Below are 19,485 nucleotides of genomic sequence, written 5' to 3'. Positions count from 1 at the left end.
CATGGTCTTAATCTCCTCGAAGTTATTACTGATGCTTTAGAAGGTAATGTCTCTGTTTTCCTTTCCTCTATTACTACTAGCTAGGCAGTTACAAATTGTCTCCAAATTAATTACGACTGGACATTTTTTCTCATCCATCCTTTTCTACCAATGTATTGACCATGAATACTGACCATATAAGGAACAATGTAAGTCAACCCTCCAGAAATCCAACGTTCAGATGTCATCTGACCAGTCAAAAGTGCCCAACCATGATTGATTGTGAACAGGAGAGATCCTATAAATAGCGCTACTTTAAAAGCAGTTGGCATCAACTGGCGAGCGAGTAGGCTCAATAAATATTCTCTTAGCATGTTCCTATGCCTCATTCTGTAACTTTTCTGGAAGTAGTAATTAGCCGCAGTGGAAGATATTCACAATCATGTAGTTGCATTTATTGACATAATTTTTTGTTGTGGATAATTCATCCAATGTTTCTGATGGTAGGAGCATTTAAATAAGCTTGAGGATTTTCCGGATCAAACTCCAAACCATTAAAAAATTTCTCCACACCTCGTGATGTACTTGGTGGAATTGCTGTTTCCTGACCGATAAATTTGGCTGCTTCCCGCCACAAATCTTCGCGATTTACAGCCTCAATTAAAGGTTTAGTTGCAAATTCTGGGGAACGATACCCCCAGCGCATATCTTCAATTAGAAACCACAGATCATGACTTTTGTAAGGATAGGAAGCACTTTCACGCCAGAATTTAATCGCATGAGGACTGTTTTCTACCACACGCCCGTTGCCATAGTCAAACTTGCCCATTAAGCGATCGCGAAGGAAATCACTTTTAACTCCCATCCATTGGCGCTGTGAGAGAATACTTACCATTTCCTCCTTATTTTCAGGGCGATCGCACCATATCTGAGCTTCTAAAACAGCAGCTAGCAGCGCTTTAGCTGCCTTGGGATGCTTATCTACCCAGTTACTATGCATGGCGAGTCCTTTTTCAGGGTGATTATTCCACAACTCTCCAGTAGTTACAGCTGAGTATCCGAGCTTCTGTTTAATCAAACGATGATGCCAAGGATCGACCACACAAAAACCATCCATCGTCCCACCGCGCATATTAGCTACCATTTGCGGCGGTGGTACCACAATCAGGGATGCATCTCGTTCCGGATCGATACCACCGTAAGCTAGCCACCAGCGCATGAAAAAATCTCCTGTTACCCGTCGATAGGGAATAGCAAAGCGCGAGATTTCTCCAGCCAACGTCTTCTGAGCCAAAACTGATTTGAGGGCAAAGCTGTCTAAACCAAGGTTTAAATTTTTATAGGCATTGGCAAGTGAAATCCCTTGTCCATTCACATTCATCCGAGCCATGAGGTACATAGGGATTTTACGACCATAGGTAATCTCTCCCGTAGAAATTAGGTATGTCATCGGAAAGAGTAAATGGGCACCATCCAAGCCACCATCATCTGAACTTAACATCAGTTTGTCACGCGAAACAGCCCAAGAAGGCTGCTTATTTACCTGGACATCAGGCATACCATGCTTAGCAAAAAAGCCTTTCGCTTTGGCGATGATTAAAGGAGAACAACTGGACACGGCAACAAAGCCCAGTTTAGCGGTTTTCACCTCAGGAGTATCGCTATAACCAGCATACACACCTGAACTCAACCAATTAACAGTGGAGCCAGAAGTGGCACGATGGGTTATGGTTTGAGTCAGTAGCGCAGCAGCACCTGTCGTTGCTAAAAATTTGCGTCTGGAAAGCTTTGCCATATCGATTCATCTCTTGAAAGTATGCTGTGTGACAGAGTTTAAATTGTGTTGCTCACAGTAGTTGCAATTTGGCTTTCTATATATTTAACTTGCTGCTGTCTATACAGGAATTGCATCATTTCATGCCGGAGTGCGTGATATTTAGGGTTATCCATAATCTCCGTCGGGGACCGAGGATGTTCAAAGGGCACTTCCAAAACTTGATCGATGGTTGCAGCAGGGCCGTTTTTCAACATCACCACACGATTAGAAAGCAATAGCGCCTCATCCACATCATGAGTAACCATCATTGCAGTGATATTGTTTATATTACAAATATGCATCAACTCAGTTTGCAGAGAACTACGAGTTAAAGCATCTAAAGCTCCAAACGGTTCATCCAAAAGTAGCAACTTGGGCTTAATTGCTAAAGCCCGTGCCAGCGCCACTCGTTGCTTCATTCCCCCAGAAAGTTGTGTTGGTTTTTTGCGAATGGCATCTTTCAGCCCCACCATTTCCAGAGAATGAGCAATTAGGTGATAACGTTCTTTCTTGGATTTGTGGTGCATTACTTTATTAACAGCTAAGGCAACATTTTCCCAAGCAGTTAACCAAGGTAAGAGAGAATAGTTCTGAAACACCATCATCCGATCAGAACCAGGTCTACGTACTATTTGACCATCAACTTGTACATAGCCTTGTGTTGCTTTCTCTAACCCAGCCACAATATTCAGTAAGGTAGACTTACCACAACCGGAATGACCGATAAGAGAAACAAAATCTTCCGGCATAATTTTCAGGTTGATGTCTTGGAGGACAAGGTTTTTACTCCCATCCGACAGTTTAAATTCCTTTTCGATTCCTTGAATTTCAACAAAACTAGACATATAGGACTCCTATTTTATTTTTATAAAGCTATAGGCTTGGAAGTTTTTTTTGCACGCAGGTTATTCTTGTGGAGTTATTTTGAAGGAGAGATAAGCCATCATCTTGTCTAGAATGAGACCAACTCCACCCAAGTAAATAATTGCCAAGATGATTTCACTAATATTTGAACTGTTGTATGCATCGACGATAAAAAAGCCAATTCCGTCGTAAGAAAGCAGCATCTCAGCTGCAACAACAGCTAACCAAGATAGACCGAGTGCAATTCTTAATCCTGTGAAAATGTAGGGAAGTGTAGCAGGCACTAAGATTTTAAAAAAATTCTCAAAAGTTGTGAGTCCTAAAATCTTGGAGACGTTGGTGTAATCTTTAGGAATCAGCTGTACACCCAAAGCAGTATTCAGGATGATCGGCCAAATTGCCGTGATAAAGATGACAAAGATGGCTGAGGGATCAGGTTTGAGGAAAATAGCCTGAGCTAGAGGTAGCCAAGCCAGAGGCGCAATCGGACGAAATAGCTGAATGATCGGGTCGATCGCTTCTCTAATAAATTGATTCAGACTAATGACAAAACCAATAGAAATACCTACTATTGCAGCTAAGGAATAGCCAAAAGCCACTCGTTCAAGGCTGGCAAGAATCAGCCAGAAAAATCCTTTATTATTGCCTCCCTTGTTAAAAAAGGGATCTCTAATCAATCCCCAGTTATCAGTTATCACCTTCAAAGGAGAAGGCAGTGATGTATCAGGAACTAAGCTGAGTAAATGCCAGAAAACTAACAGGATTGTAATACCAAAAACAGGGGCAATAATTGACTTAACCTGCTTAGAGGAAATTAAATTTTTCGCGTTGATGAACATTGAGGTATATCCTCTGATTTTTGAATTTTTAGCGCTGATGTCCCGCATCAACTCTCATACAAACTCACCTTGTGAGGCGATCACTAATTCTGTTGTTCACCTGCGGGAATGTCTACCTATGTCATTGAGAAAGCGATCCATACTGCGTTCCGCTAAAGCCGCTATAGTGAGTGAGGGGTTAACACAAGCTGAGCAAGCTGGCATCAAAGAACCATCAACAATAAACAAGTTACGATACCCGTAAACTTGCCCGTAGGTGTCGCATACTTGTCCAATGACTGCACCACCCAGGGGGTGGCCTGTGGAACTAAAGTCAGGTGGACTAGCCAAACTCGTACCGTTTGCTTGATTAATTAATTGATATGTATACTGAATAGCTTTCGCCAGTTTTTGATTGTTAGGGGAGGTAGAAGGCCAGAATAGATCCGTTGACTTACTAGAAGCATTGTAAGTAAAATAACCCTCTGGCTTAGTAATTTCCTGGCCAAGAATAATAGCAGCGCCTTGTGGTACTGAGGGAACAGGAAATGGTTCCAGTAGTACTGGGGCAATGGGGTTATCAAAATGCTCAATCGCTACCACTCCGGGAGTTCCGTAAGTCGGATTGGTTTGTCTGTTGCTAATTACGGTAGTCACTGAATCAGCATTAGTTCCCCACCCAAAGCCAATTTGATTACTGAGGCGGGGCAACGTACCTTCTTCTCTAGCAGTTAACAATAACTCTGTAGTGCCAATTGAACCAGCCGCTAAAAACAAATATCGACAAATCAAATGTTTTTGGGCAAGTACTTTTCCTTGCTCGTTAATTTGATTGCAGACAACCTGGTAAAGCCCATCTCTAACTTCGTTGATTGCCGTTACAACGTGCAAAGGTCGGATTTCAACGTAACCTGTTTCCTCTGCCATTTTCAGATAGTTACGGTCTACGCTATTTTTTGCCCCACTTTCAACACCGTAATAATATTGACCTAAAATGATGGAAGGTTTCTTTTGACCTGCGATTTCTTGACGAACAATATCCCAATCAACGGCGATCGGAATCTTTCGGGTTTTTAAACCTGCTTTGGCTGCCTGTTCTAGAAAAATGCTGCTGGCTAAGTAGTAAGGACTTTGGAGAATGTCATCTGGAATTGGAGTTGCCTTGAGAATGGAGCGTGCTCGTGGATAATAGATAGTATCTAATTGAGAATAGTTGATTGAACGTGGAAAAACTTGGTAAAAGAACCTTTCTGGCGGCTGATAAGTAATACCGCCGTATACAAGTGAAGTCCCGCCAACCCCAGCTCCATTCAAAGCACTAACACTATTTCCTACTGCTATCTTCCCGCTCAGAATGCCAGTGTAAATGTCGATAGGAGTACCAGCATTAAAGAATAGGGATGTTGGATTCAAATAAGCTGCGCGACCATCAGGCTTGTCATAGGGGCTAAAAGTATTGCCAGCATCAGTGCTCGTCCACCGTCGCCCACGCTCCAATACGATAGTTTCAATGCCTGCCTCACCCAAACGCAATGATGCCACCCCTCCACCAAAACCACTACCAATAACTAGTGCTTCAATGTATTCATTAGATCCATGAAACCTATGAGCCTGCGCTTTCAGATTGGATAAACCTATGCCGACAGCCGCACCTATAGTACCCTGAAGGAATTGACGACGTTTCAATAATCGGGTCATACTCTATCTCCTCTAATTTTCATTTTTATCAATAAAGTCAAACACTTGAAGAAGGCAGAAGTTCTTTCCCCGTGTCCCTGTGTCTCCGCGTCGGCTTATCTTCAGGGCATTTGGCGCTGTGCCTTGTTGTTCGCAGTAGCCAAGTGTTGCTAATCTATGCTTTAGACATCTCCAGAAATTAGGTTTTCACCTAGATAGGACAAGGGTTTCAGATTCTTTTTCGGAGATGTCTTTTGTAGCTGCTGCCATAGGGATTCCACTTCTGCTGCTAGATGCAGAAACTTAATTTGCTGATCAACTTGGTATGGTGGTTTTTTTGACTCGTTCCAGGTTGAACTAGAGATTAGTGTTGTCTGAACGTCACTCATAGACTGGAGATGGGACATACTAGATGACCTAGTTAAGATTCGTAATTAACTAGTGATTTTGCCGTGGCAATGCCAGTCTATGGGCTTCTGGCTTGGGGAAATTTGACGAAATAAGTAGGGTTTCAGCCAAGGTTTATCAGACGAGCGATCGCGATTAATTGCGTAATTGCGATCGCTTGTCCACCGAGAAAAGAAGTACTTAAGAGCGACGGACAGGGCATCACTCGCTATGAATGAAACAAGTAAAACCCTTTTCTCTTCTCCCTTTACAGCCCTTAAAACCAAGGTTGTAGCTTAGGCTGATATTGGTATTTTTTAAAGTCTTCCCTCATTTGATTAATGAAGGTGTTATCTGGAAGATTTCGGGTTTTAAACAAATAAATTTGTTCGCCCATAGCAACGTATATATACAATGCAAGTAATTGTAATACCCGGAATATACAGCGTGGAGCTAAAACACCTAAAATTCCAAATCCTTTGAAGCGTAGTTTTAGATAATAAAAGATGAGGAAAAAGAAAGTTGCTTTCATCCCTGCATACACATTGCAACGCAAAGCCTCAAACTTTGTATTTGCTAGAAAATCATCAAAGGTTTTAGTAGGAGCATAATTCCAGAACAATTGATCGGCTCGCGTATAATCTATAACGCCTATATTAATTTGTCTCTCAACCAATTGGTCAAATAGCTGATATAGTTCAGCAAAAATACTGTTTTTACCAAAGAAGATAAAATCAGCAATTTTTTGGTACTGCGAAACAAAATCAAAGTCCAAAAACCACTTACCTATATACATGGGAACTAATATGCCAAACCAGAACATATTTTCCATGTAAATTCGCCAACTCATAACACTAGCATCTCCTAAATGCTTATCATGTTTCTGATAAATTTGGTTATACGTGCGAGCATTTGTCAGCAAAAACCTATTGTAAAATTCTTGCTTTTGCTCAACATCAGGTTCGCCAGCAAGTTTGCCACAAATGATTTCTGTGGTGCTTTCAATTGCCAGAGCTGTTAGGGTTAAGCCAGGAGAATAAAAAGGATCGAACATGTGCGCCGCATCACCTAACACATACCAATTATCTTGCGAGATAATTTGCTTACTGTTATGTGCCAATCTTGGTAAGTGATTAAAATCAACCAGTTCACCACTTTCAATGAGATTAGAGACAACAGTATGGTTAGCTTTTAAGAAATTAGTGAACTTCTCTAAAGTATTGATCTCTTGGCTAGGAATGACATTTTTGTGATAAACAATTCCAATCGATAACTCTTTGTCATGTTTGTCGATAGGAATCATCCAAATCCAATGACCGTGACCAAACCAGTGATGAGTAGCATAGTAACGGCTAGCTGCGGAAGTTGCGGGATGATAGCCATTGTCAATAATGCTGCGGTCTATATTCTTCACACGCAGCCACGCAGAACCGGTATTAATTCCATAAAGCTGTTCGGGGTCGAAGATTAAATTATCAGTTTTTTTACCAATAATAAAGCGACGACCGGCAGCATCAACTAGGTGCTTGGCTTTCAGGTTAATGTGATTTTCCTCAAGTTTAACCTGAACTGTATGCAGTTCATCTTTGGGTGTTAACTCCACATCTACAACTCGACCATTGTGGAAAACTGCCCCCATTTCTCGATTCATTTGGAGTAAATCTTGCTCCAATTTTGCTCTGTTTAGTTGAAATGTATCAATAGCAACAGTGCGATTTCCGACATGATAATAGTCATCTATATTCTGGGTATGATTGGGATCTTTTGCCCAATGAAAATTCAATCCATGTTTAGGAGAATGGTTCTCAATTAAATATTCATGCAGACCCAATTCTTTGCTTAAGAAAGTTGCCCCAATTTCTACTGTAGATTCGCCCACTTTTAAATCTTTTGTAGTCCTTTCTGGAGAACGAGGATCGATGATCGCTATCTTGATCCTGGGATTTTTTAATAACAGGTGTCTAGCTTGACAGTTACCTGCAAAACCAGCTCCCATAATGACGACATCATAAACTAATTCTTGAGTAGAGTTCATGAACTGTTTCTCCTTTTTGTTGTACAAATGCTGGTGATGGCTGTCTTATTTTTAGCAGACAGCCAATACTTTTAAGCTTTTATCCCTTCCTTCCAAGAACGTAGCTGAGGTTGATGTTGGTAGTTTTTAAACTCTTCCCTCATAATCTCAATAGCAGTGTTAGCTGGCACGTTACGCATCTTGAACATATAAATTTGTTCGCCAATGGCTGTGTAGACATATAAAGCTAACAGTTGAATTATCAGGAAAATGTTGCGTGGAGATAACACTCCTAAAATTCCAAAAGCACTGTAGCGTAATTTCACACATGCAATGAAAAAGAAAAAGAAAGTACCCTTAATTCCAGCATAAACATTACAGCGTAAAGGCTCAAACTTTGTCTGTTTCAGATAATCGTCAAAAAATTGTAAAGGACCGTACTTCATAAATAATTGATCGTTGCGAGTAAAGTCCATTAGACCAATATTGAGTTTGCGCTCAACTACTTGATCTAGAATGTTATAAAAATCAGCAAACAGACTATTCTTTTTGAAGAAAAGAAAATTAGCTATGCTCTCGTATTGACCAATAAATTCAAAATCGAGAAACCACTTACCGATATACATTGGCAGCAAGACACCAAACCATAACATATCCTCTAGGTAAGTACGCCAACTCATTGCACAAGCATTACCCAAATGATTTTCATGCCCTTGATAAATGTAGTTATATGAGTTAGCGTTGGTAACTAAAAAGCGATTGTAGAAAGCTTGCTTTTCCTCGGCATCAGCTTCTTGAGCAAGTTTAGCCCGAACGCACTCAGTCACGCTTTCAATATCAAGAGCTGTGAGGCTTAACCCAGGAGAATAAAAAGGGTCAAACATGTGAGCCGCATCACCTAACACATACCAGTTATCTTCAGAAATCATTTTGCGACTTTTATGTGCTAACCTCGGTAGGTTATTAAAGTCAATACATTCACCACTTTCAATGAGATCATAAAGAAGAGTATGATTGGCTTTTAAGAAAGCTTTGAATTTCTCGGAAGTGTTGATGTCTTTAGTAGCAATCACATTTTGATGATAGACAATCCCAATTGATAACTCCTTGCCAGATTTACCAATAGGAATCATCCAAATCCAATGTCCGTGACCAAACCAGTGATTTGTGGTGTAATAATGACTGGCGATTGAAGTATCGGGATGATAGCCATTATCAATTATGCTCCGATCTATTCCCTTGACATGAAGCCATGATGATCCAGTATTAATTCCATATAATTCCTCCGGGTCTAAAATTATATTATCTGTCTTTTTACCAATGAGAAATCGGCGACCAGCAGCATCAACTACATGCTTTGCTTTGAGGTTAATTTTACCATCTTCAAGTTTTACTTCAATGGTGTGAAGTTCGTTTTTGGGAGTTAGATCTAAATCCACAACTCTACCGTTGTAGAAAGTTGCGCCCATATTGCGATTCATTTGGAGTAAATCTTGCTCCATTTTTGCCCGATTGAGTTGAAAACTTTCGGTGGGAGGAAGACCATTTGTCCAAATATTATAGTAATCATCTGTGCTATTTGTTTGATTGGGATCTTTCGGCCAGTGGAAACTAAGTCCATGTTTAGGTGCTTGGTTTTCAATGAGATACTCATAAAGACCCAATTCTTTAGTTAAGAAAGTTGCAGCAATTTCTACAGTGGATTCACCCACTTTTAAATCTTTTGTAGTTCTTTCTGGAGAACGAGGATCGATAATCGCTATCTTGATATTGGGAATCTTTAATAACAGGTGTCTAGCTTGACAGTTACCTGCAAAACCAGCTCCCATAATCACGACATCATAAACTAGTTCTTGAGTAGATTTCATTTACCTAGAATCCTTTTTTGGTTGAATTAATTTGATGAATGCTGTCTGATGGCAGCAAAAGAATCAAAATTTTTACTTGCACATGAGACAGCATGTAGTTATTACTTTTACCTTGCACTTCGAGTGAAAAATTGAGGTAGGTATTAGTAAATTAACTAGGCAGCAACTGGTATTTGCATCAGTTGGCTGCGAATGCTTTCTCGATAGATTTCGTAGATTGGTTGTTCTACAAACACCTTTTCATTAGCATGAATATTTAGCCCTTCCATCACTTCAATAGTAAGTTTTGCAGCACTTTCAGCAGACATACCGCAGTGGATTGAGCAAGCTAAATCGTTGTGTTCAACAATGTTGTTAGCAAAATAACGAGCGTGTGCAGCCTGGGTAGAGCCTAGAGATACGTAAGACGCATAAGAACCAGCTGCTGTCTTTAAATTCCGTAAGGTTTCTTCACTAACCCCACCAGCGTAAGTACTAGCTACACCAATACCACTCCAAATATCTCTCCTACGGGATTCTGGAAACTTCTGCAATTCCTTAACAATTGTGTTTATATCGGCACTGAAGAGAAACCAAATACTTCTGCCCAATCCACGATCAAACGCTCGCAGGGCATAGCCATTAACTTTCTTGGGAACAATTTGTTTTCGTACAGATTGTTTCCACTTAAAGATGCCATTATAAAAACCATAGCCATCCATAGCCCACCACCTTTGCATGGGGTCCATAGGTGCTAAAGATTTTTCGATATCTCTGTTGAGTACGGAAATAGCAAAACCAGCGCCGATGTGAGCCAAACTTGTGTGGTTAGGATTTGCGTCTACAAATTTTTGGAATTTGCTTTCCTTACCAAAACTGGTGTAATCGATCATAATCAAGCCCATCCCGACTCCCTCGTAAGCAAAGCCACGCAGATTAATATCAAAAGCTTGGAGTTCGCTGAGGATAATATGTGATAAACCAACTTCCAGGGCTGTATTATAACCGTTAATAAAAGCGTTACTAGACAATCTCAATAGCTTTCTCGCTTCTGTTTCAGATCCGGGAAACTCTTTCCAAAATTGATCCATTCCTTCTATAGGAAGACCAAATAAGAATCGGCGCAAAAATCCACTGGTAAAAATCATAATTTACTCCTGTTTTAGTTGATGAAAGCGTGGTCAATTTATCCAAAAAATGCTGGCAATTGAGTTGACAGTTAGACGGTAACTGTATTTTTGAGAAATTGTCTACGAACGCCTTCTCGGTAGGTTTCATAGATTGGTTGTTCTACGAAAACTGCTTCTTGTTCATCAATAGTTAGCCCTTGGATAATTTTTAATGTCAGTTGGGCTGCATCTGATGCTGACATCCCACACAGAACTGAACAAGCAAGGTTAGTCTGCTCAACAATGTTGTTAGTCAGGTAACGAGGATGTGCTGCTAATGCCGCACCCAAGGCTAAATAAGAGGCTTTAGCACCTGCTGCTATCTTTAGATATTGCAAAGTCTCTTGATTAACTCCGCAAGTATGGGTGCAAGCTAAGGCGATTCCGCTCCAAAGATCCCCATGACGGTTCTGAGGAAAGGATTGCATTTGCTGGGCAATTCTTGGGACATCCCCACCGTATACAAACCAAATACCCCGCCCTAACCCTTGATCAAATGCCCGAATGGCATAGCCTGCAAGGCGTTGGGGAACAATTTGCTTATGTACAGAATTTTTCCAGTTAAGGATACCGGCATGGAAACCAAAGCCATCAATTGTCCACCACCTTTGCAAGGGAATCATTTGAGATAAAGACTTTTGTACATCCCGCTTTAAAACTGCGATCGCAAAACCTGCACCAATATGAGCCGAACTTATATACTCAGGATGTTCATGCACAAATTGTTGGAGTCTATGCTGGTTTCCAGGAGGAATATAGTCTAGTATCGTCAAGCCCATAGCGGCACCGGTATAAGCAAACCCCAGCAAATCGCTATCAAAGGCTTTTAATTTGGTACTTAAATTCTCTGACAAACCAGTTTCGAGGGCGATGTTGTAGCCATTGATAAAAGCATTACTTGATTCCCTTAATTGCTGACGAGTAGGGCTATCAGGAACGTTTAACTTTTGCCAACAGCTATCCATTACTTCTGTTGAGATCCCAAATATTGAGCGGCGTAAATATCCGAAATTGGGAATCATATTCTGTCTTTATCTCCTTGAAATGCCTGATTTTTGTTGTCTTTGATATTTCCTAGTTAGATGTGTAATGCCTACCTAACTCTCTAATTTTTATTGACGATCAGTGCAACCATTCTTTGCGAACCCTTTGTAAAGTTGACTGGAAAAGTCATCACATATAGCTCTTTACCAGCTACCTCTCCTTGGAACAAGACTGTATCTTCTTGTTGAGAGTCAATGCTCAGACTAATATCTTTAGCATCAAAAGCTTTACGCAGAGCTTCTATTGCTGACCACAAGCGTGTACCTGCAATATCTAAAGACTCATACCCAGTTGCTAGTAGTTGATTTAATAGGGATTGGCGATCGCTACTTAACAAAGAAATCCAATCTGCTTGGGAGCGATGGCTGACAGGAACAATGTCACAGCCTTGGGGCCCGCGACCGACAACACATAGACAAAACCTATCATCATGAGAAAGGGATACTTCTACTTGTTGGCTCTCTAATCCTTCAAGTATCGGCTTTCCAGAATCGAGCCATTTGATGTGTACTTTTTGTAGACTTTCTGAACTAAACAGTGGTGTTGTTTGAGTACGATACTTTGTTTCTGTGCGAGTTCTAGTTGATTGTACAACAGTTGTCATTGCTGTTTACCGTTCGTTTGTAATTATTCAAAAGTGTTCAAAGATTGTCCAAAAATCTGACCAAAAACTCCTTTACTGTCACTGTGAATATCAGCAGCAAAACCAACAAGTTCAAATATTTACCTACAGTCTTAGAAAAAATTGGTAATTGCCGATGGTGACGTTTTTCTGCCGATAGATTGTGCATCCCAGGCATTTCCGCCAAGGATATTTGCGGTACTGTAACATCCAAAGCTGCGGCTCGCTCAACCAATTCTTGATGTAAAAGTTGTTCAGTGCGATCGCTCAGATTTGCCAATTCTTCCGCAGTGGGATTATCGGGACGATGGTCAATTATGCGTAACTGATAACCTTCCAGCTTTTCAATTACCCGTCCGTCTTCATCAACACTGAAGACTGAGGTATCGTACTGCTTGCCATTTCTACCTTCTCCTTGAGCAACACCAATACAAGACTCTGTACCGTGGCTATGAATTTGATAAATCTGAATGCTCTTGATGCCGATGGGTAAACCTAAATCTTGAGGAACCATCGGCTGCACTGACTGTAGTAGTGAATCCCGGTAATAAGGATCTCCTAACAGGAAAGGCCCATCGGCTCGATCCACAGACTTTTGCACTTCCTTTCTCGCATCTCTTTGAGTGCGAAAAACCATTGTTGTGGAGTTAAGGGTGTAAATCTGTTGCAGCCGTTGGAAACGAGGCCCTTGGAATAATAACCAGCTGTAGAGGTCTTCCTTAGGTTGGAGAGCGAGAGGTTGTTTAGGCAGTTCTACATTCTGAATGTGAACTTCTATCTGTTGTCCTAAGACAAAGGTAGCAGCAAAATGAGCAGTAGCAAACCCAGTCTGCTCAGTTCTAATTTCTGCCAAAACTTTGATGGGAGCATTTTTAGATTCCCGTTCCAGCACTTCTGCACGCAGTTCAATTTCTACACCGTTTTGAGGATCTACGACAATTGGTCGTTCTAGACGAATATCCTCGATCCGCACGGTATTGAACTTGTCTTGACCTACAGTATAGGCAACAGTTTGTGCCATTGCTTCTAGACCAAATACCGTGGGGAATAGGTAAGAACCTTTGTACACGTGGTCTTTGACGTAGGAATCTTTTTCTAAAGTGAGGTGAGTACGAGCAGTGATTTCAATACCGGGATCGATAATTTGTAGCTGCTCGATAAATTTAGATGTATCTGGCGGAGGCACCCGTTTAATTCGCCAGGTATCAAAACCACGTCCTAATGTCTGCACACCGCCCAGACTGGAAGCAATCACAACTTGAGCATCACCAGGATCTTTTTGCATCAGTTGGACAAAACGATTCACACCCTCATTTTTAGGAATTGCTTTGATCCCCATCCGCCGGAGGTTGTGAACAGTTCCCATACGTGCTCCCATACCTACTTCCGCCCAAACGCTGTAGGCAGTGGAAATAACTGAAGTTTCTGGGTGTTCCTGACCGAAGCGACGCAGGATTAAATCAAGCACTTCGTTGGAAAAACTGTACCAAGAATTACCAGGTAAACCAACCACTGCACCAATAGATGAAATACCTGCAAACATCTTGGGTGGTTTGTCTTGGAGTGCCTGACAGAGATTGATTGCGCCTAATACTTTTGGTGCGATTTCTGCTTCAGCTTCTGCCAAAGCACAATTTTCTATCCGTCGTGCTTTATTAACTGCCGCTCCGTGAATAATTCCTGTAATATTACCTAAATCTTTCTCAACCCGCCCCACTAATTCTACTACTGCTTGAGCATCAGCAACATTACACTGGTAATATTGACAAGTTAACTCTTCATCGCGGAATCTTCTCAAAATACTCGCAATTTCGGGACTGCTCTTACCCATTGGATTATCTTGGGGATGAGATGAACTACCCACTAAAGCCATTTTTACACCTGTTACTCTGGCTAAAGCTAATGCACACTCAGATGTGATCCCCTTGGCTCCTCCTGTAACTAAAAATACATCATCGCCTGACCAAGTGAGAGGACGGTTTTTATATAGCGATCTGTCTTGAATTATCGGGCGAGGAATGCGGCGAGTTAGTTGCGAATCGTAGCCTACTGCCAAGAAGGCATCTGGTCTAGCAATCTCTTCAATTGCACGTTCTACAACAGCACTTGGTTCTACATCAGCAGGCAAATCAATGATTCTGACTTTGAGGTCGGAACGCTCAAGATGGAGTGTGGAGACAAAGCCAATAGTACAGCCTTGTTCAATATCGCCGATTTGATGCAGCTTGCCAAAATAACCGCCGCCAAACTGGATATAGCTGACACTGGTATACTCCCGTTGTGCCTGAGATGATGGCGGTGGAGTCGCTACAGCGTGAAGGCGCTCCATAGCTCGTTTCAGCCGTGTTTTTAGGGATGCCTCATCTTTAACATGGCGGGGTAGTACGGCGATGAAGTGAGTAAAGTCCACTTTTTGAATTAGGGAGTTTGCCAGGATTTCTTCAAAGTTAATCACCTCTACTTGAGCACCTATCTGCTGAAGTTTTTGAGTAACTACTGGGACGAAATCTGCTGCTTCTGATTCCGCAACTATTAAGACTTTGGCAGTTTTCCAGTCATCGACTGCAAACAAGTGAGTATTTTGCCAATTTTCCTCCTGACGGGAGATAGTGGCGGCTTCTTCTGCAACGTATTTAACTACAAAGTTACGCGTCCAGGAGGTTAATTCTTCAATGACAGTAGGCGCAAGTTCTGTAGAGTTTTGGGGTTGTGACTGTTGCGGTTTAGATAGCTCTTTTAAAGCCTCTACAATTTCGGTCAGGCTAGCATTGGCAAAATGTGATGGATCTACCTGTCCTTGAACTCCTACTTGTTTAGCTGCTTGAGCAACTAATTCTGCGGATTTAATTGAGTCCAGATTTAAATCGTCCAGTAATCTTGCTTGTAGGTTAATGCTATCTCGCGGATATCCAGTGTGCTCGACAACTAAATTAACGAGAATGTCTTGTATGGAAGTTGTCTGTGGTTGATTTCCGTTATCAACCGCATTGTCTTGTATGGAAGTCGTCTGCTGTTGATTTCCGTTATCAACCGGATGAGTCGGTTGGTTCCCACGATCAACTAAATGAGTCGCTGGAAGAGTTACGGAAACCTTAACTTCAGGCTTTTGTGTCCCGTTGGATGTATGCTTTTGAGTCTGTTTCGGCTTGCTAGCTAAAAATGGTGAGCTTTGCAAGTCGGCTCGAATGACTTGAGCTAAAAAGTTACCTCTGTGAGAAAAGTAGTTAGATAGTAACTTGATCAGTTCCTCGTTGTTGGATGAATCCATAAAATTATTTAATGATCTTGAGTGATAGTTGATAGCAAAGGTAGGCTTTCTATATCAGCCCGAATTAACTCAGCCAAGAAAAGACCACGTTCTGAGAAGTACTCGGTTAAAGCTTCCACTAGGTCTGCTTCTGAGTCGGCAAATCGATGTAATGAGTCAGTCTGAGTTCCGTTGTCCACCAAGCCATTCTCCACCAGAGCGATCGCAGATAATTCTGCATCGGACACTTGAAAAGGTCGTTCGCACTGGTTCTCAATAAAGATACGTTGTGATGCTCTGACAAAAGGACGGATTAAGCGATTGCCATAAACAACTTGCCAGTTAATTTCACCGCCACGGACAAAGAAACTGCCTAAAACGGTGTTTAAGTCGCGATCGCGTCCTGGTTTTGATTCTAGGGGAAGACAGACAAGATTTGGGGAGGTGGTAGTGGCTTCTACCAAACCAGCCAGCACTTTTCCTGGTCCTACTTCTACCATCAGATCGCATTCGCTCTCCATTGTTTTCACCAAGGAGATAAAGTTCACTTGCGAGAGCATCTGATGAGCAAAATGCTGTCGCAATTCTAATCCTTCTGAGGCCCGGTTTCCATTGCCACTGAGAAATAAGGGTATGGAAGTTGCGGTGAGTCTTTGTGGTATCTGAGCTTGTTCCTGCAAAAATCCTGCGGCTGAGGACATCATTTGCGAATGGAAAGCGTTAGCAACTGGTAGTTGACGGCTCTGGATATTTTGCGACTGAGCTTTTTGCACTACCTCTGCCACACTTTCACTCTCGCCAGAGATCACAGTTTGTATAGGACTGTTGATATTGGCAATCACGACATAACCAGAGACTCCAGTTAAAAGTTGCTCGGCAGTTTGGCGATCGCAACCTAGACTAGCCATTGCACCAACATGATCCCCAGAAGCAGACATGGCTTTCCCCCGCATGGCAGCTAGACAGATGAGGGTTTTCTCATCATAGGCACCGGCGGCACAAAATGCTGTCAATTCACCCAAGCTGTGACCACCCACAGCAACAGGCTTAATCCCCAGATATTCGAGGTACTTTTGCCACAACAGAGAAACAAAGCAGATGGCTGCTGAAGCTATGTCTACTTTGGTTAAATATTCAGACCATGCTTGTATTTGCTCGGCATCAGCAGCCCGTTCTAGAGAACGATAGATATATTTACTGATGGGTTCACATCCAATCTCTTCTAACCAACTATCGGCTTGCTCCAGAAATTTCTTAGCCCAGGAATGCCGTTCTACTAGGGTTCGAGCCATGTTCAATTTTTGTGAACCTTGCCCAGGAAACAGAAAAGCCACTCTACAGTTTTGGAGATTGTTGCCAATCCAGATATCTCTTTCTGGAGAAATGCTCACGTCTCCAACAGCGGGAGGCATATCATTCAGCATTTGCTCTAACTGTTGTAAACGCTCCAGTAAAGCCTTAGGAGTGTCAGCAATCAATGCCGCGCGAATTCGCTGTGAAGAGTCTATCTCCTGTGTTAACTGCACCGCCAAGTCAACCATCTCTGCAATACTTACCCCTTGTGCCATTACCCTGACAATTTGGGTGCGTTCGATTAAATCTGTAATGGATTTGGCACTGATCACAAACAACTCTGTATCTTGATTGGAAACTAACAGTGCTTGCTCTGGAAGCGATGGTTTCAGTTGGGGTGCAGGTTGATCCCCAGATTCCAAAGTGATGTGAGAATTAATCCCACCAAATCCCATCGCGGACACTCCCGCTCGGAGGACATCTGTTGGCTGACGTACCTCTCCAGAGAGTACTGGGTAAACAGACTTAGCGGTAGTTTCAAATATTGGATTCAGTTCTTTGCAACCAGCCGTGGGGGGAATAACTCTTTGGTTCACAGCCATGACAGCTTTAATAAAGCCACCGATGCCGGCAGCGGCTTTTGTATGTCCTACTAGAGATTTAAAAGAAGTCACCCCTACAGAACGAGGTATAATTTCTCCATCCTGTGCGATCGCTAAAGCAATTCCTTCTAATTCAGTGCGATCGCCTACTGGTGTTCCCGTACCATGTCCCTCAATAAAGTCTAAGTCGTGACTGTTGTAATAGGCTTTATCGTAAGCACGACGCAGGGCTTTTGCTTGACCAGTTTTAGAGGGAGCTGTAATTCCGCCTTTACCATCGGATGAGATGCCCCAACCTTGGATAACTGCATATACGTAGTCTCCAGCCGTTCTAGCATCCTCTAAACGCTTGAGAACCACAAAGCCACATCCTTCTCCGGGAATGAAGCCACTAGCTTTGTGATCGTAGACATTCATATCGCCTTCTGTGAGCGCGCCTGCCTTAGCAAAGCCAATCAATTCAAAGGTATCTAGACTAATGTCTACCCCTCCGGCTAAAGCAATATCTAGTTCTTGGGTTGCTAGTTGAGTGCAAGCAGTAGCTATAGAAATTAGAGAAGAAGAACAGGCACCGTCTACCACATAGCCGCCACCGTCAAAATTAAAGTAATTGCAGATTCTGCCAGCAATTGTATTCGCCAGATTGCCTGCCAGGGTATCCTCTGTAATTGGCGCAAACACAGACTTGTAGTACTTTTCCATTGTTTCTACAAGCACTTCTGTGTTCTGTGCAGGCATACCTTTTGCATTTGCAGCTGCCTGGAGAGCCTTACGGACAAACGGCCAACGCAATCGCATATATTGAGAACGACTTTGTTCTCCAGTTAAGGTATTTCCTAATATAACTCCTGTGCGTTCCGTAGGAACATTCCCACGGCTATATCCGGCATTCTCTAGAGCTTGTAAGGCGACTTCTAGAGCTAACCAGTGAACCATGTCAGACGATTCAAAAGCCGTTTTGGGAATCCTCTGATTCGCCCAGTCAAACTCAAAGCCATCTAGAACAGCAGCACGACTTCCATAGGTCTTATCTGATGCTTTTCGGTCTGGATCGTAATATTCAGATACTGGCAATCTGATGTCTGGAAATTGTCGAAACTCGCGTCTTCTGGCAAGTATATTTTCCCAAAGTTGTTTTAAGTTATTGGCCCCAGGATAGTAGCAACCCATGCCAACAACCGCAACAGCAGGCGTGTTTGCTTTAGCAAACATAACTTATGCTTCTCCCGTTTTATTTAGACATCTGCGAAAAATTTCAAAGTCGCACTAAAATAATACAGTTAGTTCACCGCAAGAATCATAAGTCCTAAAACCTTATCCCCTCAACCTAAGACTGAAGGTTAGCCCGATACTGATAGTTTTTGAACTCTTGATACCTCTTGGTCATTTAACTGTTGGTGAGTGGACTTCTGGTTCTGCAAATTAACTCCGTCCTTGTCCCAAGGCTGTAGCTCAGACTGGTAGCGGTAAGTTGTAAAGTCTTGGCGCATCTTAGCCACTTGGCTATTGGTTGGCACGCCCTTGATCTTGTATTTATAGACCAACTCGCTTATAGAAATGTAGCCTGCCAATATCAACAATCGGAAGAAGTGGTAGAGGTGTCGTGGAGCCAGCAAGCCAGGGAGTCCAAAGCCCTTCCACTGTAAATTCATGTACCAGATGGCAAAGTAGAAGTGGGTGTATTTCAGACTAGCAAAGACATTGCACCGCCAAGGCTCAAACTTGGCATTCTCCAAGAAATGATCGAAGTGCATAAGCGTGTTATAATCACCAAACAACTGATCCGCCCGATAGCAGTCCATAAATCCAATGTTGGCTCCCCGATCCACTAATTGATTGAACTGTTTGTACACATCAACGAACAGTCCGGTTACAGTGTCGCGATAGACCTTCATGAAACTGTTGATAAACGTCAGATTCAAATGCCATTTACCAACATACAAAGGTACAACTATCCCGAACCACAACATATATTCAAAGTAAATCCGCCAGCTCATAACGCTAGCATTACCAGGGCAAACGCATCTAAATATTGATGAGCCTGAATCAGGATGAAATACACCAAGACTCAAACTACATAAGGCTTTGAGGAAATTAAATCTCACT

At 42.2% G+C, this 19,485-nt stretch carries 13 protein-coding genes and 1 pseudogene; all 14 read right to left on the bottom strand.

Features of this window, described 5'->3' with window-relative positions; translation table 11 throughout:
* Positions 1 to 110 precede the first annotated feature (110 nt).
* Positions 111 to 353: a nitrate/nitrite transporter NrtS gene (gene nrtS, locus V7K67_RS08610; protein WP_335166038.1), complete on the bottom strand. Its 243-nt coding sequence runs from the start codon at positions 351 to 353 to the stop codon at positions 111 to 113.
* Between the two features lie 110 nt (positions 354 to 463).
* Positions 464 to 1,774, bottom strand: a complete 1,311-nt coding sequence (locus V7K67_RS08605; RefSeq protein ID WP_334729589.1) for a CmpA/NrtA family ABC transporter substrate-binding protein — start codon at positions 1,772 to 1,774, stop codon at positions 464 to 466.
* A 38-nt stretch (positions 1,775 to 1,812) separates the two neighbouring features.
* Complete coding sequence (locus V7K67_RS08600; RefSeq protein ID WP_334729588.1) at positions 1,813 to 2,640, bottom strand: ABC transporter ATP-binding protein; 828 nt, start codon at positions 2,638 to 2,640, stop codon at positions 1,813 to 1,815.
* Between the two features lie 60 nt (positions 2,641 to 2,700).
* On the bottom strand, positions 2,701 to 3,498 hold the full coding sequence (ntrB, locus tag V7K67_RS08595) for a nitrate ABC transporter permease (protein WP_335166035.1): 798 nt from the start codon (positions 3,496 to 3,498) through the stop codon (positions 2,701 to 2,703).
* Positions 3,499 to 3,594: 96 nt separating this feature from the next.
* Positions 3,595 to 5,175, bottom strand: coding sequence for a GMC oxidoreductase (locus V7K67_RS08590; RefSeq protein WP_335166033.1), 1,581 nt, complete (start codon positions 5,173 to 5,175; stop codon positions 3,595 to 3,597).
* 161 nt (positions 5,176 to 5,336) lie between these two features.
* A complete protein-coding gene (locus tag V7K67_RS08585; RefSeq protein ID WP_334729585.1) occupies positions 5,337 to 5,543 on the bottom strand; it encodes a hypothetical protein in 207 nt (68 codons plus the stop codon).
* A gap of 275 nt (positions 5,544 to 5,818) precedes the next feature.
* Positions 5,819 to 7,576 (bottom strand): NAD(P)/FAD-dependent oxidoreductase, encoded by a 1,758-nt coding sequence (locus tag V7K67_RS08580; protein WP_334729584.1) that lies wholly within the window; start codon positions 7,574 to 7,576, stop codon positions 5,819 to 5,821.
* Between the two features lie 71 nt (positions 7,577 to 7,647).
* On the bottom strand, positions 7,648 to 9,423 hold the full coding sequence (locus tag V7K67_RS08575; protein WP_335166031.1) for an NAD(P)/FAD-dependent oxidoreductase: 1,776 nt from the start codon (positions 9,421 to 9,423) through the stop codon (positions 7,648 to 7,650).
* Between the two features lie 155 nt (positions 9,424 to 9,578).
* Complete coding sequence (locus V7K67_RS08570) at positions 9,579 to 10,550, bottom strand: DUF1702 family protein (protein WP_334729582.1); 972 nt, start codon at positions 10,548 to 10,550, stop codon at positions 9,579 to 9,581.
* Positions 10,551 to 10,621: 71 nt separating this feature from the next.
* Positions 10,622 to 11,593: a DUF1702 family protein gene (locus V7K67_RS08565; RefSeq protein ID WP_334729581.1), complete on the bottom strand. Its 972-nt coding sequence runs from the start codon at positions 11,591 to 11,593 to the stop codon at positions 10,622 to 10,624.
* 83 nt (positions 11,594 to 11,676) lie between these two features.
* Positions 11,677 to 12,219: a hypothetical protein gene (locus V7K67_RS08560; protein ID WP_334729580.1), complete on the bottom strand. Its 543-nt coding sequence runs from the start codon at positions 12,217 to 12,219 to the stop codon at positions 11,677 to 11,679.
* A 37-nt stretch (positions 12,220 to 12,256) separates the two neighbouring features.
* Positions 12,257 to 15,505: an SDR family NAD(P)-dependent oxidoreductase gene (locus V7K67_RS08555; protein WP_334729579.1), complete on the bottom strand. Its 3,249-nt coding sequence runs from the start codon at positions 15,503 to 15,505 to the stop codon at positions 12,257 to 12,259.
* Between the two features lie 8 nt (positions 15,506 to 15,513).
* Positions 15,514 to 18,591, bottom strand: a complete 3,078-nt coding sequence (locus V7K67_RS08550) for a type I polyketide synthase (RefSeq protein WP_334729578.1) — start codon at positions 18,589 to 18,591, stop codon at positions 15,514 to 15,516.
* A gap of 128 nt (positions 18,592 to 18,719) precedes the next feature.
* Positions 18,720 to 19,485, bottom strand: a pseudogene (locus tag V7K67_RS08545) (hypothetical protein); the annotation flags it as partial.

This window comes from Nostoc sp. (genome assembly GCF_036917155.1).
Classification (GTDB): domain Bacteria; phylum Cyanobacteriota; class Cyanobacteriia; order Cyanobacteriales; family Nostocaceae; genus Nostoc.
The sequence above is the reverse complement of the archived record's forward strand: the minus strand, read 5'-3'. Positions and strand labels throughout refer to the sequence as shown.

Excerpts from the sequence above, each read along its gene's own strand:
- V7K67_RS08600 (WP_334729588.1), bottom strand. The coding sequence starts at position 2,640 with ATGTCTAGTTTTGTTGAAATTCAAGGAATCGAAAAGGAATTTAAACTG.
- ntrB (WP_335166035.1), bottom strand. The coding sequence starts at position 3,498 with ATGTTCATCAACGCGAAAAATTTAATTTCCTCTAAGCAGGTTAAGTCA.
- V7K67_RS08570 (WP_334729582.1), bottom strand. The coding sequence starts at position 10,550 with ATGATTTTTACCAGTGGATTTTTGCGCCGATTCTTATTTGGTCTTCCT.
- V7K67_RS08580 (WP_334729584.1), bottom strand. The coding sequence starts at position 7,576 with ATGAACTCTACTCAAGAATTAGTTTATGATGTCGTCATTATGGGAGCT.
- V7K67_RS08590 (WP_335166033.1), bottom strand. The coding sequence starts at position 5,175 with ATGACCCGATTATTGAAACGTCGTCAATTCCTTCAGGGTACTATAGGT.
- V7K67_RS08560 (WP_334729580.1), bottom strand. The coding sequence starts at position 12,219 with ATGACAACTGTTGTACAATCAACTAGAACTCGCACAGAAACAAAGTAT.
- nrtS (WP_335166038.1), bottom strand. The coding sequence starts at position 353 with ATGCTAAGAGAATATTTATTGAGCCTACTCGCTCGCCAGTTGATGCCA.
- V7K67_RS08565 (WP_334729581.1), bottom strand. The coding sequence starts at position 11,593 with ATGATTCCCAATTTCGGATATTTACGCCGCTCAATATTTGGGATCTCA.
- V7K67_RS08585 (WP_334729585.1), bottom strand. The coding sequence starts at position 5,543 with ATGAGTGACGTTCAGACAACACTAATCTCTAGTTCAACCTGGAACGAG.
- V7K67_RS08605 (WP_334729589.1), bottom strand. The coding sequence starts at position 1,774 with ATGGCAAAGCTTTCCAGACGCAAATTTTTAGCAACGACAGGTGCTGCT.
- V7K67_RS08575 (WP_335166031.1), bottom strand. The coding sequence starts at position 9,423 with ATGAAATCTACTCAAGAACTAGTTTATGATGTCGTGATTATGGGAGCT.
- V7K67_RS08555 (WP_334729579.1), bottom strand. The coding sequence starts at position 15,505 with ATGGATTCATCCAACAACGAGGAACTGATCAAGTTACTATCTAACTAC.
- V7K67_RS08550 (WP_334729578.1), bottom strand. The coding sequence starts at position 18,591 with ATGTTTGCTAAAGCAAACACGCCTGCTGTTGCGGTTGTTGGCATGGGT.